Below are 14,640 nucleotides of genomic sequence, written 5' to 3' on the forward strand. Positions count from 1 at the left end.
GCTGAACGCCCCGGCCCCCCGATCACCGACTCACTCGCCCGTCTGAGAATCGACAGGAACCCCATGAGCGACACTTCCTCCCCCTTCGGCTTCGAGCTCGTGCGGCGTGGATACGACCGCGGGCAGGTGGACGACCGTATTTCGAAGCTCGTAGCTGACCGCGACAGCGCTCTGGCCCGCATCACCTCGTTGGAGAAGCGGATCGAGGAGCTGCACCTCGAGACCCAGAACGCGCAGGCGCAGATCACGGACGCCGAGCCGTCGTACGCCGGTCTCGGCGCGCGGGTCGAGAAGATCCTGCGTCTCGCCGAGGAAGAGGCGAAGGACCTTCGCGAGGAGGCGCGCCGGGCCGCCGAGCAGCACCGTGAGCTGGCCGAGGGCGCGGCCCAGCAGGTGCGCAACGACGCGGAGTCGTACGCTGCCGAGCGCAAGGCGAGGGCCGAGGAAGAGGGCTCGCGGATCGTCGAGAAGGCCCAGGGCGACGCGGCGGCGACGCGCGCCGAGGCCGACAAGGACGCCCAGACGAAGCGCGAGGAGGCGGACGCCCTCTTCGAGGACACCCGCGCCAAGGCGGCCCAGGCGGCGGCGGACTTCGAGACGAACCTCGCCAAGCGCCGCGAGCAGTCGGAGCGCGACCTCGCGTCCCGTCAGGCCAAGGCCGAGAAGCGGCTCGCGGAGATCGAGCACCGCGCCGAGCAGCTGCGCCTTGAGGCGGAGAAGCTGCGCACGGACGCGGAGCGCCGCAGCCGTCAGACGGTGGAGACCGCGCAGCGCCAGGCCGAGGACATCGTCGCGGACGCGAACGCGAAGGCCGACCGGATCCGCAGCGAGTCCGAGCGTGAGCTGGCCGCGCTGACCAACCGCCGCGACAGCATCAACGCGCAGCTGACCAACGTCCGCGAGATGCTGGCCACGCTGACCGGCGCGCAGGTCGCCGCCGCCACCCTGGACGACGACGACAACGACAGCCTGAGCAAGGGCGTGCCCGCGCAGCAGACCCGCTGACGCGCCGCCGCAGCGGCTCACCCCAACGGCGCAGAGGCCGTCGTCCTCACCGGGCGGCGGCCTCCGCGCTGTCCTAGCGTCGAGACATGATCGAGATGTCGGGCCTGACCAAGCGGTACGGGAAGCGCGTGGCCGTGGAGGGCCTAACGTTCACCGTGCGGCCCGGCGTGGTGACCGGCTTCCTCGGCCCGAACGGGGCGGGGAAGTCCACGACGATGCGGATGATCCTCGGCCTCGACCGGCCGACCGGCGGGACCGTGGCGGTGAACGGCACGCGCTACGACCGGCTGCGGGAGCCGCTGACGGACATCGGCGCGCTGCTGGAGGCGCGCGCGGTCCATCCGGGCCGCACGGCGTACCACCATCTGCTGTGCCTGGCGCAGAGCAACGCGATACCGGAGCGGCGCATCGGCGAGGTGCTGGACGTCGTCGGCCTGTCGGCGGTGGCGCGCAAGCGGCCGAAGGGTTTCTCGCTGGGCATGGGGCAGCGGCTCGGCATCGCGAGCGCGCTGCTGGGCGACCCGCGCATCCTGATGTTCGACGAGCCGGTGAACGGGCTCGACCCCGAGGGCATCCAGTGGATCCGCAATCTGATGAAACACCTGGCGGCCGAGGGTCGGACCGTGTTCGTGTCCAGTCATCTGATGAGCGAGATGGCGCTGACGGCCGATCACCTGGTCGTCATCGGGCGCGGACGGTTGCTCGCGGACACGTCGATGACGCGTTTCATAGAGGAGAATTCGGCCACTTTCGTGCGGGTCCGCACGCCCGAGCCCGAGCGGATGCGTGACCTGCTGGCGCGGATCGGCGCCTCGCCGGACCAGGAGGACGACGGCGCGCTGACGGTTCCGGGCTCGGACGCGGCGCGCATCGGCGAGCTGGCCGCCGAGAACCGGCTGGTGCTGCACGAGTTGAGCGTGCAGCAGGCGTCTCTTGAGGAGGCGTTCATGCGGCTGACGCACGGCACCGTCGAGTACCAGGCGAAGGGCTGACCATGGCGTATCCGGACCGGGTGCTGCGGTCGGAGTGGACGAAGATCAGGACCGTGCGCTCCACCCTGTGGACGCTCGCGGCGGCACTGATCGTGACGGTGCTGCTCGGCACGCTGATCAGCCTGCTGATCCGCAACGAGTTCGACGACCTGTCCCTCCACGACCGCCTCACGTTCGACCCGACGCTCACCAGCTTCGCCGGGACGTCGCTCGGGCAGCTCGCCATGATCGCCTTCGGCATCCTGGTGGTGTCGAACGAGTACGGCACCGGCATGATCCGCGCGTCGCTCGCCGCCGTGCCGCAGCGGGGCGCGCTGCTTGCCGGGAAGCTGACGGTCGCCACGCTGCTGGCCCTGGCCGTCGGGATGGTGACGAGCTTCGCGGCGTTCTTCGCGGGCCAGGCCGTGCTGGGCGAGCACCGGACGACGCTGGGCGAGCCGGGCGTGCTGCGGGCGGTGTTCGGGGGCGGGCTGTACATGGGGCTGATCGCGCTGTTCGCGATGGGGCTGACATGGGTGCTGCGCAGCGCGATGCTGTCGTTCGGCGTGCTGATGCCGTTCTTCTTCCTGGTGTCCAACATCCTCGCGAACGTGTCGGCGACGCGGCGGATCGGCCACTACCTGCCGGATCAGGCCGGGCAGCGGATCATGTCGGTCGTGGACACGGGCGACCGCCCGTACGGCCCGTGGGGCGGGCTCGGGATCATGGCGCTGTGGGTGGCCGCGGCCGTGCTGGTGGGCTATCTGGTGCTGCGCAGGCGCGACGCCTGAGCGGGCCCGCCGTGCGCGCGGGGGTGGCGGGGCGTCAGTAGCGCGGCGCGTTGCGCGACCGCTGGACGCGGGCGCCGCGGCGGTCCCGCGCGCTCCAGCAGGCGCCGTGCCAGTGCCGCCGGTCGTCCACGGCGCCGAGCCGGGGCCAGGCGACGACGTGGGGTACGCCGGGCGGGATCTCCTGGTCACAGCCGGGGCAGCGGTAGTGCTTGGCGGCGCCGCCGCCGGTGACGCGGCGCACCACCCACTCCTCGCCCTGCCAGTCCTCGGTGTTCTCCAGGCCGTACACGCGCGGTCCGTCGTCGGCGCCGTGTGCGCTCGTCTGTCGTCGGCCCTGGGCCTTGTTGCGACGGGGGGACATGACGCCGAGTGTACGCATCGGCCCCCGCCCGCCATTGAACGATCATCCGAGAAATGGGGCGGTGGACCGTGCCCTGGGCACGTGTCGTCCGTTGAGTCGGTGAGGAATCGGTGAGGAATCGGCCATGTCACGCGGACGCGGCGGACCCCGGAGGGAACGGTATCCATGGAGAGACTGCGTATAGGAACATTCGTGCTGGCGGGCCAGTACCCGGGACAGAGTGAGCGCGAGGCACTGGACCGGGCCGTCCGCTCGGCGGTCGCCGCCGACGAGGCGGGCCTCGACAGCGTGTGGCTCGGCGAGCACCATTTCGTGCCCTACGGCCTGTGCCCGTCCGCCACCACCCTGGCCGCGCTGCTGCTCGGCCGCACGCGCCGCATCGGCATCGGCACCGCCATCAGCGTCCTGTCCACCGCGCACCCCGTCGCCCTCGGTGAGCAGACGACGCTGCTGCACCTGCTCTCCGGCGGACGGTTCACCCTGGGCGTCGGACGCGGCGGGCCGTGGGTGGACCTGGAGGTCTTCGGCGGCGGCGCCGACGCCCTGGAGCGCGACTTCCCCGAATCCCTCGACCTGCTGCTGCGCTGGCTGCGGGAGCCGCGCGTCTCCGCCGACGGCGAGCGCTACCGCTTCCGCGAGGTGACGGTCGTCCCCGCGCCCGACTCCCCGCCACCCGTCGTCGTCGCCTGCACGTCCCCGGGGACCGTACGCCTGGCCGCGCACCGTGGGCTGCCCATGCTGCTCGGCATGCACATCGGCGACGACGAGAAGGCCGAGATGGTCGCGCTGTGGCGCGCGGAGGCGACCGCGGCCGGGCAGCCGCGCGAGACGGTCGAGGGCGCGGGGCATGTCGCGGCGGGCGTCGCCCAGGTCGCGGACAGCACGCGGGAGGCCGTCGAGATCCTGCGCGGCGCGCTGCCCCGCTGGCTCAGCCACGGGCTCGCCGCGCACCAGACGTTCGACGGCAGACCCCGGCGCATGCGGGACCCGCTCGCCTACACCGAACAGCTGTGCCGCCTGCACCCGGTCGGCGACCCGGCCCTGTGCGCGGAACGGCTCGCCGCCACGGCGGCGCGCACCGGCATCTCGCGCTTCGCACTGCTCGTGGAGGGCTCGGGCGACACGGCCGTCACGGAGCGCAACGTCCGCCGTCTCGCCGCGGACGTGCTGCCGCTCCTGCGCCGCGTGGACGACGGCGGAGCGGCAGCACCGGGCGCCGTCAGCAGTCGCGCAGCTCCGGCGACTGGTTGAGCAGCTGGTTGCGGACCGACGTGAAACGCGCGTGCACGTCCTCCTGCCCGACCGGCGGGAAGACGGCGACACGGTGGCAGTTCTGGAAGGCGAGACGCACCCCGAAGTGCCGTTCCAGGGCACCGCGGATCGCGTCACTGGCGAGGGCGCGGAGCAGTTCGCCCCGCGCGTGTTCGTCCGGCGGCGGCGTGGTGTTGTCGGCGAACGGTCCGCCGTCCACCTTCAGCCGGGCCACCAGCGTGCTGATCATCTCCCAGGCGAACGGCAGGGATACGCGGACGCAGTCGATGAACTCCCCGTCATCGACCTCGCCTCGCTCGGCCCGCGCGAGCAGTGCCGGTGAGACGTCGAGCGACATGAATGTCTCCTCTCGGACCCCTGGGTGGAGGGGTCTGGCGTAACGGCCCGAGGACACCGCCGCGTACCGCCACCGCGTCCACGGATGAATCCGGTGTGTCCGGACGGCGACGCCCCCAGGGCAAACGGTAGGCGTCATGGCCCGTGCATGTCAGGGATACGGGCACATAACCGGCCACGGCCAGAACCCACCCATCCCGCGAACCACCCGGCCCTCTTGCGCATCCCGTTCCCCTCGTCCCCGGCCGCCAACTCCGCGCCGCGAACGGCCCGTTCCGCCGTGACGCCGGGCCGTCCCCCCGCCCGTCGGGAGTGACCCGCGCCAGCCTCTAGGCTGTCCCCCATGCGTCTCGTCATCGCCCGCTGCTCCGTGGACTACGCGGGCCGGCTCACCGCCCATCTCCCCTCGGCCCCGCGGCTGATCCTCGTCAAGGCGGACGGCTCCGTCTCGATCCACGCCGACGACCGGGCCTACAAGCCCCTCAACTGGATGTCGCCGCCGTGCACGCTGAAGGAGGCGGCCCCGGCGGAGGACGGCGGCCAGGCGGTCTGGACGGTCGAGAACAAGGGCGGCGAGAAGCTCATCATCACGATGGAGGAGGTCCTGCACGACTCCTCGCACGAACTCGGCGTCGATCCCGGGCTGATCAAGGACGGCGTCGAGGCGCACCTCCAGGAGCTGCTGGCGGACCGCATGGACACCCTGGGCGAGGGCTGGACCCTCATCCGCCGCGAGTACCCGACCGCGATCGGCCCGGTGGACATTCTCGGGCGCGACGCGGACGGCGTGACCGTCGCCGTGGAGATCAAGCGGCGCGGCGAGATCGACGGCGTCGAGCAGCTGACGCGCTACCTGGAGCTGCTGAACCGCGATCCGCTGCTGGCGCCGGTGCAGGGCGTGTTCGCGGCGCAGGAGATCAAGCCGCAGGCCCGCGTGCTGGCCACGGACCGGGGCATCCGCTGCGCCGTCCTCGACTACGACGCGCTGCGCGGCATCGACGACGACAAGCTGCGGCTGTTCTGACCGGTCGCCCCTTCGTACTGCCCCGGCCCGGCCTGTCACGGCAGGGTCAGAACGGCCGGGGGTGCGGCGGCGGTAAGTCGTCGCGCAGGGCGCCGTGCGGCAGCCGTCCGGTGGCGGGGAGCCGGGACGGCGTCCCAGGCCCGCCAGGGCGGCCCGTACGGCTGCGCCCGCCACCCGATTCCGTTGTGCCAGGCGGGCGGTCACTTCCTCCGGAAGAGGTGGTGCGTGCTCCTCCCGTGGTCGGTGGCAACGGTGAGGAGACCCAGGGGCACGCGAGAACTCGTCGCCTCACGTGGTCCGGTCACACGTCGCGGGTCCTGCGCCGCCACAGGGCCCCGGCGGCGAGCAGCGCGACGCACACGGCGACGGGAATCCACAGCCCGGGTGAGGACGGGTCGGACGCCGAGGCACCGGCCAGCACGTACGCCGTGCTCCCGGGGAGCGTCCCCAGCAACGTGGCGGCGGCGAACGGCGCCCACGGCGTACGCGACACCGCCGCGCCGAGGTTGACCAGGGCGAACGGCATGACCGGCACGAGCCGCAGCAGGAGAACCGTGGTGAACGGGCGCTCGGACAGCCGCTGTTCGACCTTGGCCAGCGCTGGCGCGCGCAGCATCGGCCGCAGCGCGTCACGTCCGAGGATGCGCGCCAGGAGGAAGGCGAGCAGGGCGCCCAGCACCGTACCGGCGACGGCGACCGTCAGCCCCGGGCCGATCCCGAGGACCGCACCGGCGGCGGCGCTGAGCGCCGGTTTGGGCACGAACGCCAGCGTGGCCAGGGCGTAGACGAGGGTGAGGAGCGGCACGGTCCAGATGCCGGGGGCCGCATCGTCCGTGCGTCGGCCGAGCAGGTCGTCCGACCCGATGGCCAGCACCACGCAGGCCCCGCCCGCGAGGAGCAGCACGAGCAGGACCAGCCGGGCCACGGGCGACAACATGAGCCCGGCCACGCGCCGGAGCGGAAGTTCGTTGTGGGGCATCGGGGACATCATCGCCGACCACGGGGCACGAGCCTGCTCCGGCTCTCAGGGGAGGGGCCAGTGGGGGCCGTCGGGGGTGTGGTGCCAGAGGTGGTGGGTGCCGTCGGGGTGGAGGGTGAGGCCGTAGTGGGCGTGGGTGGGGTGGTCGTGGTTGGCCCAGTGGGTGAGGAGGGGGGTGAGTTCGTGGACGAGGTCGCGGGGGCCGCCGTGTTCGACGGCGTGGAGGTTGTGGCCTTGGGGTTCGATGCGGGCCCATGAGCCGGTGGCGGGGTGGGTGAGGCAGTGGACGGCGCGGTGGTGTTCGCCGAGGCGGTGGAACGTGTGGGTGTGGACGTCGGGTTGGAGGACGCTGCGCAGGAGTGCCGGGGTGTCGGCGGTGATGTCGGGCAGGACGGTGGTGGTGCGGGTCCCGGTGCGGACGAGAAGCGCGGAGGTGGTGGGGGCGGGTCGGGTGTCGGGGGGTGGGGCGGTGGTGGGGAGGAGGGGTCCGGTGGCGGTGCCGTCGTGGTGGACGGTGAGGGCAGCGAGGGCGTTGCCGATGCGGGCGACGAGGGTGCCGCCGGGGCGGACCTGTACGGGCCAGGTGGATGGGATGCGAGGGAAGCGGCGGGTGGTGATCAGGGCGTCGTAGGGGGCGTGGTGGGGGTGGCCGTGGGCGCCGTCGCCGGTGAGGAGGCGGGGGGTGTGGCCGGTGCGCTGGAGGGCTTGGCGGGCGCGGCTGATGGTGCGGGGGTCGATGTCGATGCTGGTCACGTTGTTCGCGCCGACCTTCTCGGCAAGGAGGGCGGTGGTCCATGCGGTGCCGGTCGCGATCTCCAGGACACGCGCGCCGGGTTGGAGGTTGCCGAGGGCGGACAGGGCGGATGCGGTGACGGTCGGGGCGGGGACGGTCGCGGCGCGGGTGCCGGTGGGGTCGTGCCGGACGGTCAGGGGCGCGTCCTCGTAGGCGGCGCGCAGGTAGCCGGTGTCACCGGGGGCGTAGTCCTGGGGGCCCCACGGACGGCGGATCGCGAAGCACCGCACGAACGGTTCACGCGGCACGTCGAGGAATGCGTCCGTCCAGCAGGGCGCGAGCACGTGCGCCGCGCGCAGCCGCACGACCATGCGGTGCCGCAACTCGGCCGACGACTCAGCCGGAATGGTCGAGGTCATCCCTGAAACACCTTCCCGAACGCATGTACCGGAGAAAGAGAGAGGAAGAAGAGGCGGACGCGGGCGGCGCGAGTCGGCGGACCGCCTCACCGCCCGTACTCCTTCAAGCTCCGCAGGTGCGCCTGCACGACCTCGTTCAACCGCGCGCACTCAGCCGCCAGTTCAGCAACCGAACGACGCTCGGCAGACACCGGCTCGGACGGCTCGGCCGACGGCTCGTCAACACCAGCCGGGGGTTCATCGGGAATCGCTGTGCTCATGGCTCACTCCGCTGCCTGACAGACGGTGGTTGGACGCCATCGGGAACTGCAAGCCAGCTGAGAATGGGGTGACTTGAGCGCCGATCGGCCTTTCCCAGACTGATGGCGTCACGATGACCGATGCAAGACTACGAAGGTCGCCGTTCACTCTTGAGTGGCGAAGAAGATGGGCTGCACTACGAAAGCCAATAAACGCGCATTACAGTTCGGGCGTCGAGGGGATTACACAGCGAACGAAGGAAGGTGACGCGTGGTCGAGGGAACCACCGGCAGTACCGTCCCGAGGCGCCAGCTCGGGCGGTACCTGCGCGAACTCAGAGAATCCGCACGCCTGTCGGTCAAGGCCGCCGCCGCAGCACTGGAATGGTCCACACCGAAAATCTGGCGCATCGAGACGGGTCAGGTGTCACTGCGCAGCCTGGATGTCCGCAACATGTGCGAGATCTATGGGGCTTCGGACGAACTTACCCAGGCGCTGATGGCACTGGCCAAGGAGACGAAGGCCCGTGGCTGGTGGCACAGCTATGGTGATGTCCTTCCCGAGGGCTTCGATCTGTACGTGGGCCTCGAAGAGGCGGCGGAGAGCCTTGATCTCTACCACAACGAGATAATCCCTGGCCTGCTCCAGACCGAGAGCTACGCCAACGCGATCATCGGCACCCACATCCGTGGGATCAGCAACGAAGAACTCGAAGGACGGGTCCGGCTGCGCATAGAGCGGCAGACCATCCTGACGAGGAAGACCAAGCCGCTCTCGTTGCGTATGGCGTTGAGCGAGACCGTCCTACGGCGCCCCATCGGCGGAGCCGACATCATGGCTCACCAACTGGCCCACCTTGTGTACATCACGGAACTTGGGAACATCACGTTCCGCGTCGTGCCGTTGGCGGCCGGAGCGCACGACGGAGTGGTGACCGGACCGTTCAATATCCTGCGCTTCCCCTTGTCGGCGGACGGGCGTCAGACTGAACCCACAACCATCTACGCAGACGGGTACACCGGGGGCCTGTACCTGGACAAGCCGAGCGAAGTCGAACAGTACGACTGTGCGTTCCAAGGCATCTGGGATGCTGCGCTGGATGAGCAAGCGTCGCGAGAGCTGATCGCGGAAGTGGCAGGGAGCTATGAACAGGTACACAGTTGATCCGCGTACGCCGTGGTTGAAGTCCAGCTACAGTAACGGCAACGGTGATTGCGTCGAGGTCGCCAGCCTCACCGAGGCTGTGGCGATGCGTGACAGTAAGCAGGTGGAGGGCGCCGTGCTGAACGTCCCGGCCCCCGGCTGGAAGGCATTCATCGCAGGCGTGACCGAGGGCTCGTTCACCGCCCGATGAACCCCTGAGCCATCGAGCGCCCTGTCCCGGCCTTCAACAGGGGCAGGGTGCTCGTGGTCACCCTCTCCAGCCGGACCCGTGCCATCGGCCGTCTTCGGCCACCTGCGGGCCGGACTTCCGGCGAGGCCGGCGCCGTTTCCGGCCATCGGTGCCCGGCCGTCTTGCCCACCCTCTCCGCCCGTGCGAGGTTGCCGTCAGGCAAGAGACGAAACCAGAGGGGGAAACGGTATGCGTACCAGGATCTGGGCTGTGGGCGTCGCGCTGGGAACCGTCATGCTCGCGGGCGGTGCCGTCGCCGCACCCGCCTCGGCGGCCCCGCCCGTCCTCGTGGGGTACTACGACACTCTGGACGAGTGCTTCGAGGCTGGCCAGACACAGGTGGGCGAGCACGCGTGCGTCCGCAACGGCGCCCGGTGGGCCCTGTACGTCTACGTGTGAGCGGAGCAGTGCGACACGGCGTTCCGGCCTAGCGGGAACACCTCACCCAACCAGCAGGAGTCATGACGCCTGCTCACCGAAGTGGCGGGGAATCTTGGACATGATCGACCTGACGGATGTGGTGTGGAAGAGGACGATGCCCTCGGCCCGGTGATGGGCTTCCCTCAAGGTCAGTGGCGAGCGTTCGTTCTCGCGGTTGATGGTCTCTACGAACAGCGTCCCTAGCATCGAGGCAGAAGAACGTGCCCCCGCGTCGCCTCACGGTTGGCGCGGGGGATCTCCCCTTGGCCGCCCCCACCGCCACGGTCCCTCCCACGGGTGACAGATCGGGTACGCGCGGGAGGAAGGCCACGGACGCCACTACGGTGTCCGCGTGGAACGACACGAGGCGGACAACGGTCCTGTGTTCATGACCTATCTGGATGGTGAGTCCGTCGCCCTCCCGCGCACGGTCAACGGCGTGCGCGCGGCCCTGCCGCCTGAACGGCGCGGCGAGTTCGACCGCGCGGTCGGCGAAGCGCCCGCCGAAGAACTCTTCGCGGTGGTGGGCCACTGGGCGATCGAGACCCGGCCCGACCTCCGGGCCCACGACGAAACGCTCTTCCGGCAACTGGAGAGCGGTGACTTCTCCGGCTTCACCGCCGAGGAGGATCTCGACCGGTGAGCCGCCGCTACCGCATCCAGTACGCGGACCAGGCACGTGACGCGCTGGCGAAAATGAGCCCTGCCCGGCGCCGGACGTTCGACGCGGCCATGGCCCATGTGGCGGTCACGCCGTACGCCCACGGGGAGGCCCTGGGGGGTGACAAGGACCGCCGCCAGGCGTCGCTGGCGGGGACCATCACCGTCTACTGGGTCAGTGACGGCGTCCTGACCATCTCCGTCGTCCGGATCGTCCACACCGACTGACCGCCGTTCCGGCCTGCGTACCCCTTCCGGGCCGCTGACGGTACGCGGTACAGGGCCGTCGGCCGGACTGCCCGGCCGGTGAATCGCCGTCTCGGGTACGGCCGGTGCGAGGGCGGCGTGGGCGCTACGGCCCCGACGCGTCGCGTCGGTGGCCTACGGGCGGCGGTCTCGCTCGCCGGTCACAGGAGCGGACGACGGGCTTGCGGGCGTGTGGCGCGGCTGTCGCGGGCTCTCAGCCGTAGGTCTTCGACACCTTGCCCGGTGCCGTCCCCGTCCTGAGGTACTGAGCGCGGAGGTGAACCGAGATCCAGGAGAATTCCTCACGGCTGATGTGCCCGTTCTCCTCGCGCGCCTCGCCCTCGGCCTCCTGGTCGGCCATCGGCTCCAGTTCGCCGTCCTCCAGGAAGACTCTCAGCGCGCCGGTGGGCGTTCCGTCCTCTGCGGCGGAGACGATCTCCCCCGCCTCCGTGTCGAGGGTCAGGTGGGCCAGCCTCTCGCCCCCGTCGAGATGGACACGGTAGAGGTGGGTCGGGCCCTCGCTGCTGAGCAGCGTGGCGAAGAACGACATCACAACGGTTGATCTCCTGGTCGGTGGCGAAACCCACGGCCGTCCCGCGAGGCCGCGTCCTCGTCCCACGTGAGCCGACCCCGGGTCAGGCCGAGAACCGAAGTGGGCTCCGGCGGGCGGGACATCAGGAGATCACGCCGATGCCAGGGCCCCGCGTTGCCCGGACGCGGGGCCGTCGTCGGGACCGGCCGATCGGCCGGTCCCTCAGATGACGGGGGTGCCGGGGTCCGTGGGGGACGCGTCGGCGCTGGTGCCGCCGGAGGGGTCGGTGGGCGGGTCCGTGGGCTCGGTCGGCGGGTCGGTCGGTTCCGTGGGCGGGTCAGTCGGCTCGGTCGGCGGGTCCGTGGGCTCCGTGGGCGGGTCGGTCGGCCCGTCCGAGTCTCCGCCGTCGTCCGAATCGCCGCCGTCGTCGTCCCCGCCGCCACCGCCGTGCGAGCCACCACCGTGGGAACCGCCGCCGGACGAGTCGCCGCCGTTGTCGCCGCCGCCGGTGGACGACGACGGGGGCGGGTCGTACGTCGGGTCGGCCGTGGTCGGGTCCTGAGTGGGGGGCTCGGAGGTCTCCGTGGCGCTCGGGGACTCGGAGGGCGACTCGCTCTCCTCCGGGTCGTCGTCCCGCTGGGTGGGCCGCCGCGTCCAGGGCTCGTCGTCGTCGCCGAGCGGGGTGTCCTCGTCGGTGGCGGTCGGATCGGCGGGCGGGGCGTTCTCCGGGTCCTCGTCGGACGGGCCCGACGTCAGGCCGAAGGCGACGACCGTGCCCAGCACGGCGACCAGCAGCGCACCGGCCCCGGCGACCACGACGTTCCGCTTCGCCGCACGGTGCGCGCCGCCCCGGCGCGGGCGGCCGACGACCACCGGCTCTGGCTCGGGCACGCGCGCGATGACCTCGGTCTGCGCCTCGGTCCTCGGCGTCCGCGCCGTGTCCACCGCGTCGAAGGCCGCCACGGCCTGGGCCAGCGGATCGACCACCGGCAGCTGCGCCGTGTCGCCGCCCGTCCCCGCCGGGAGGCCGAGGGGCGGCGTGCGGGCGGGCGCGGGCGGCAGGGCCGGGGGACGGCTCAGGTCCGCGACGAGCGTGAGGGCCCGGCGTCCCGCGACCGTCCCGCCCGCGTCGGCCAGGACGCCGTGCAGCGCGATGGACGCCTCAAGCTCGACCCGCGCCCGGTCCAGCTTGCCGCCGCAGATGGCGAGGACGCCGAGTTCGTGGTGGAAGTACGCCTGCTGCGCGACCTCCCCCGCCGTCCGCGCCGCCTCCTGCCCGCTGCGCAGCACCCTCTCCCACGCGCTCCAGCGCAGCACGGCGGCCAGCGGGGGCGCGGCGGCGCGTGCCAGGGCGGTGACGGCCGAGGCGTGTCCGGCGCGCTGGGCGGCGGCGACGGTGGCGAGCAGGGAGTCGGCCTCGGCCGCGACGGCGGCGGCGGCCGTCTCGCGCCGTCCGAGCCACCAGGTGTAGTGGACGGCGGCGCCGTGGGCGCGCGCGCCCGTGGTGTCCGCGTACCCGGCGGCGGTCAGATCGGCGGTGACGGCCGGGGGCAGGTGGTGGCCGTGGCCCGCGTGGACGAGGAGCCCGGAGTCGAGCAGTTCGGCCCGCGCGGTGGCGGCCGAGGTGTCGCCGGTCAGGGCGGCCAGGTGGTCGCGTCCCGGCAGTTCGCCGCCGAGGGCGACGGCGAGGCGCAGGAGTTCACGGGCGGGCTGGGACAGGGCGGCGGCGAGGGCCGCCGTGAGCCGGGCGGGTTCCGGCAGCGGGGCGCCCGGGGCGCGCAGCCGCAGCAGCGCCCCGGCCTCGGCGAGGCGCAGGGGGAGGCCGTCGGTGGCGGCGCACAGGTCGGCGGCCCACAGCTGCTCGGCGTCGTCCAGGGGCCGGGCGACGGCGAGTTCGAGGAGTTCGAGGGCCGCCGTGTGGGTGAGCCCTGGGAGGCCGATCTCCTCGACGCGGGAGGCGGGCCCGGCGGGGGGCGTGGCGGGGTCGGCGGACAGCAGGAACGCGCACTCGGGGGTGGCGGCCAGCAGTTCGTCCAGCGCGGTGTCGCCGAACTCGGCGTCGTCCAGGACGACGACCGCGCCGATCTCCCGCAGGGCGGCGGCGAGTTCGGTGCGGCCGGGGCGGTAGCCGCCGGTGGTGTGGACGGCGGTGAAGAGGTCCTGGAGCACGTCGTCCGCGGTGCGGCGGTGGCCGTCCAGCCGGATGACGCCGTAGGGCGCCAGTTCGCCGCAGTCACGGGCTACGGCGGCGAGGAGCGCGGTGCGGCCCGAGCCGGACGGGCCGGTGAGACGGACGGAACGGCCGCGCGCCAGCAGGCGGTACAGCCGGTGGCGTATCTCGTCGCGCTCCAGCAGGGGCGCGCCGTCCTGGGGCGGCGTCGCGGGGGCCGGGAGCGTGCCCGGGGCGCGGCGCGGGGCTATGGGACGGCGGCCGGGCGGGCAGGAGACGATCTCGCTGCCGTCCACCGGATTGACCGTGAGGAGGAAGTCGGCCGCGACGAGTTCGACGACGCGCCCCGGCTCACGGGAGTGCTCACCGTTCGGGGCTGGGGAGTTGAGGTCCATGCTCTTCGTCTCTCGAACGCGATGCGGAGGAGTTGCGGCCGGGGCCCACGCTACCGGTGTGCCCTCCCGTGGCGACGGGCGGTGCCGCCGATTCCGTGAGAATCGCGCGCCGATCAGGACGCGATGGTGAGGACGCGGTGCAAGCGGGTGGCGATCAGCACGCGCCGCATGTGCGGGGGCACGTCGCGCAACACGAGGCGGCGACCGCTGTTCCCGGCGTGGCGGTGGGCGCCCATGAGGACGCCGAGGCCGGTGGCGTCGCAGGAGTCGAGCTGCCGCAGGTCGAGGACGAGGTCGCCCGCGCCGCCGTCCACGGCGCGGTGGAGCGCCTGGCGGGCGTCGGCCGCGTTCGTCACGTCCAGGCGCCCGCCGACGACCAGTTCGGCGTGGTCGCCCGAGATGTGCATGGCTGGTTCCCCCGTTGGTGGTGCGGCTCGTGTGTGGCGGACGGCGCGGTGGTCCGCGAAGGGATGCGTGGGTGCCGGTGCGGTCGGCGGATGACGGTGCAAGGGACTGGGTGCGGCTCTCCGTTGGGCTGGCGGCGGGCGCGGACCCGGCTGCGCGCGGCTGGACGCGTGGCCGGTCCTGTCCCGGGGCGGCGAAGGCGCCCCGCCGGGCCGCCCGCGGACGATCAAGGGTGGTACACGGGACGGTCCGGCGGGACCCGGAGGTGGCGGACCGTCGCGAAACCGA

The 14,640-nt window shown here is 72.3% G+C and carries 18 protein-coding genes; 10 read left to right on the forward strand and 8 right to left on the reverse strand.

Annotation, left to right across the window (positions count from 1 at the left end; all coding sequences use genetic code 11):
* Window positions 1-63: 63 nt before the first annotated feature.
* The 3 genes from IF27_RS04930 to IF27_RS04940 all read left to right on the forward strand — a co-directional run bounded on the left by IF27_RS04930 (window position 64) and on the right by IF27_RS04940 (window position 2,767).
* Window positions 64-1,005, forward strand: coding sequence for a coiled-coil domain-containing protein (locus IF27_RS04930; RefSeq protein ID WP_052848091.1), 942 nt, complete (start codon window positions 64-66; stop codon window positions 1,003-1,005).
* Window positions 1,006-1,091: 86 nt separating this feature from the next.
* A complete protein-coding gene (locus IF27_RS04935; RefSeq protein WP_052848092.1) occupies window positions 1,092-1,997 on the forward strand; it encodes an ATP-binding cassette domain-containing protein in 906 nt (301 codons plus the stop codon).
* Window positions 1,998-1,999: 2 nt separating this feature from the next.
* Entirely contained in the window at window positions 2,000-2,767 is a 768-nt protein-coding gene (locus tag IF27_RS04940) for an ABC transporter permease (RefSeq protein ID WP_052848093.1), read from the forward strand.
* 34 nt (window positions 2,768-2,801) lie between these two features.
* On the opposite strand, the gene IF27_RS04945 is transcribed toward IF27_RS04940, so the two are convergent.
* Window positions 2,802-3,128, reverse strand: a complete 327-nt coding sequence (locus tag IF27_RS04945) for a hypothetical protein (RefSeq protein WP_052848421.1) — start codon at window positions 3,126-3,128, stop codon at window positions 2,802-2,804.
* Between the two features lie 174 nt (window positions 3,129-3,302).
* Between IF27_RS04945 and IF27_RS04950 the strand changes: the two genes are divergently transcribed.
* Window positions 3,303-4,379 carry an LLM class flavin-dependent oxidoreductase gene (locus tag IF27_RS04950; RefSeq protein WP_052848422.1) on the forward strand — a complete coding sequence of 359 codons (1,077 nt, stop codon included), beginning with the start codon at window positions 3,303-3,305 and terminating at the stop codon, window positions 4,377-4,379.
* Here the strand turns inward: IF27_RS04950 and IF27_RS04955 are convergent.
* On the reverse strand, window positions 4,348-4,737 hold the full coding sequence (locus tag IF27_RS04955; protein ID WP_052848094.1) for an SCO5389 family protein: 390 nt from the start codon (window positions 4,735-4,737) through the stop codon (window positions 4,348-4,350). The two genes, IF27_RS04950 and IF27_RS04955, sit on opposite strands and share 32 nt — an antisense overlap.
* A 342-nt stretch (window positions 4,738-5,079) precedes the next feature.
* Here IF27_RS04955 and nucS point away from each other — a divergent pair, with 342 nt between their 5' ends.
* On the forward strand, window positions 5,080-5,760 hold the full coding sequence (nucS, locus tag IF27_RS04960; protein ID WP_052848095.1) for an endonuclease NucS: 681 nt from the start codon (window positions 5,080-5,082) through the stop codon (window positions 5,758-5,760).
* Between the two features lie 301 nt (window positions 5,761-6,061).
* Here nucS and IF27_RS04965 read toward each other — a convergent pair whose 3' ends face one another.
* The 3 genes from IF27_RS04965 to IF27_RS30855 form a co-directional block, all read right to left on the reverse strand.
* Window positions 6,062-6,739: a TVP38/TMEM64 family protein gene (locus IF27_RS04965; protein ID WP_052848096.1), complete on the reverse strand. Its 678-nt coding sequence runs from the start codon at window positions 6,737-6,739 to the stop codon at window positions 6,062-6,064.
* A gap of 45 nt (window positions 6,740-6,784) precedes the next feature.
* Complete coding sequence (locus IF27_RS31770) at window positions 6,785-7,891, reverse strand: methyltransferase domain-containing protein (protein ID WP_052848097.1); 1,107 nt, start codon at window positions 7,889-7,891, stop codon at window positions 6,785-6,787.
* Window positions 7,892-7,977: 86 nt separating this feature from the next.
* Window positions 7,978-8,151, reverse strand: coding sequence for a hypothetical protein (locus IF27_RS30855; RefSeq protein WP_190232812.1), 174 nt, complete (start codon window positions 8,149-8,151; stop codon window positions 7,978-7,980).
* A gap of 250 nt (window positions 8,152-8,401) precedes the next feature.
* Here IF27_RS30855 and IF27_RS04975 point away from each other — a divergent pair, with 250 nt between their 5' ends.
* The 5 genes from IF27_RS04975 (at window position 8,402) to IF27_RS04990 (ending at window position 10,832) form a co-directional block, all read left to right on the forward strand.
* Window positions 8,402-9,295, forward strand: coding sequence for a helix-turn-helix domain-containing protein (locus tag IF27_RS04975; RefSeq protein ID WP_052848098.1), 894 nt, complete (start codon window positions 8,402-8,404; stop codon window positions 9,293-9,295).
* Complete coding sequence (locus IF27_RS29950; RefSeq protein WP_110945556.1) at window positions 9,276-9,485, forward strand: DUF397 domain-containing protein; 210 nt, start codon at window positions 9,276-9,278, stop codon at window positions 9,483-9,485. The genes IF27_RS04975 and IF27_RS29950 overlap by 20 nt, the downstream gene beginning before the upstream one ends.
* A gap of 228 nt (window positions 9,486-9,713) precedes the next feature.
* Window positions 9,714-9,923, forward strand: a complete 210-nt coding sequence (locus tag IF27_RS04980) for a hypothetical protein (protein WP_190232813.1) — start codon at window positions 9,714-9,716, stop codon at window positions 9,921-9,923.
* A gap of 373 nt (window positions 9,924-10,296) precedes the next feature.
* The gene (locus IF27_RS04985; RefSeq protein ID WP_052848100.1) at window positions 10,297-10,587 is read left to right on the forward strand and encodes a hypothetical protein; all 291 of its coding nucleotides are present in this window, start codon (window positions 10,297-10,299) and stop codon (window positions 10,585-10,587) included.
* Window positions 10,584-10,832 (forward strand): hypothetical protein, encoded by a 249-nt coding sequence (locus tag IF27_RS04990; protein WP_223290921.1) that lies wholly within the window; start codon window positions 10,584-10,586, stop codon window positions 10,830-10,832. Before IF27_RS04985 ends, IF27_RS04990 begins: the two co-directional genes overlap by 4 nt.
* 232 nt (window positions 10,833-11,064) lie before the next feature.
* Here IF27_RS04990 and IF27_RS04995 read toward each other — a convergent pair whose 3' ends face one another.
* The 3 genes from IF27_RS04995 to IF27_RS05005 form a co-directional block, all read right to left on the reverse strand.
* Window positions 11,065-11,400: a hypothetical protein gene (locus IF27_RS04995; protein WP_190232814.1), complete on the reverse strand. Its 336-nt coding sequence runs from the start codon at window positions 11,398-11,400 to the stop codon at window positions 11,065-11,067.
* A 204-nt stretch (window positions 11,401-11,604) separates the two neighbouring features.
* Window positions 11,605-13,947: an ATP-binding protein gene (locus tag IF27_RS05000; RefSeq protein ID WP_052848102.1), complete on the reverse strand. Its 2,343-nt coding sequence runs from the start codon at window positions 13,945-13,947 to the stop codon at window positions 11,605-11,607.
* Window positions 13,948-14,060: 113 nt separating this feature from the next.
* Window positions 14,061-14,354: an STAS domain-containing protein gene (locus IF27_RS05005; protein ID WP_052848103.1), complete on the reverse strand. Its 294-nt coding sequence runs from the start codon at window positions 14,352-14,354 to the stop codon at window positions 14,061-14,063.
* Between the last annotated feature and the right edge of the window lie 286 nt (window positions 14,355-14,640).

Origin of the sequence: Streptomyces avicenniae (assembly GCF_000719135.1) — a bacterium.
GTDB lineage: Bacteria > Actinomycetota > Actinomycetes > Streptomycetales > Streptomycetaceae > Streptomyces > Streptomyces avicenniae.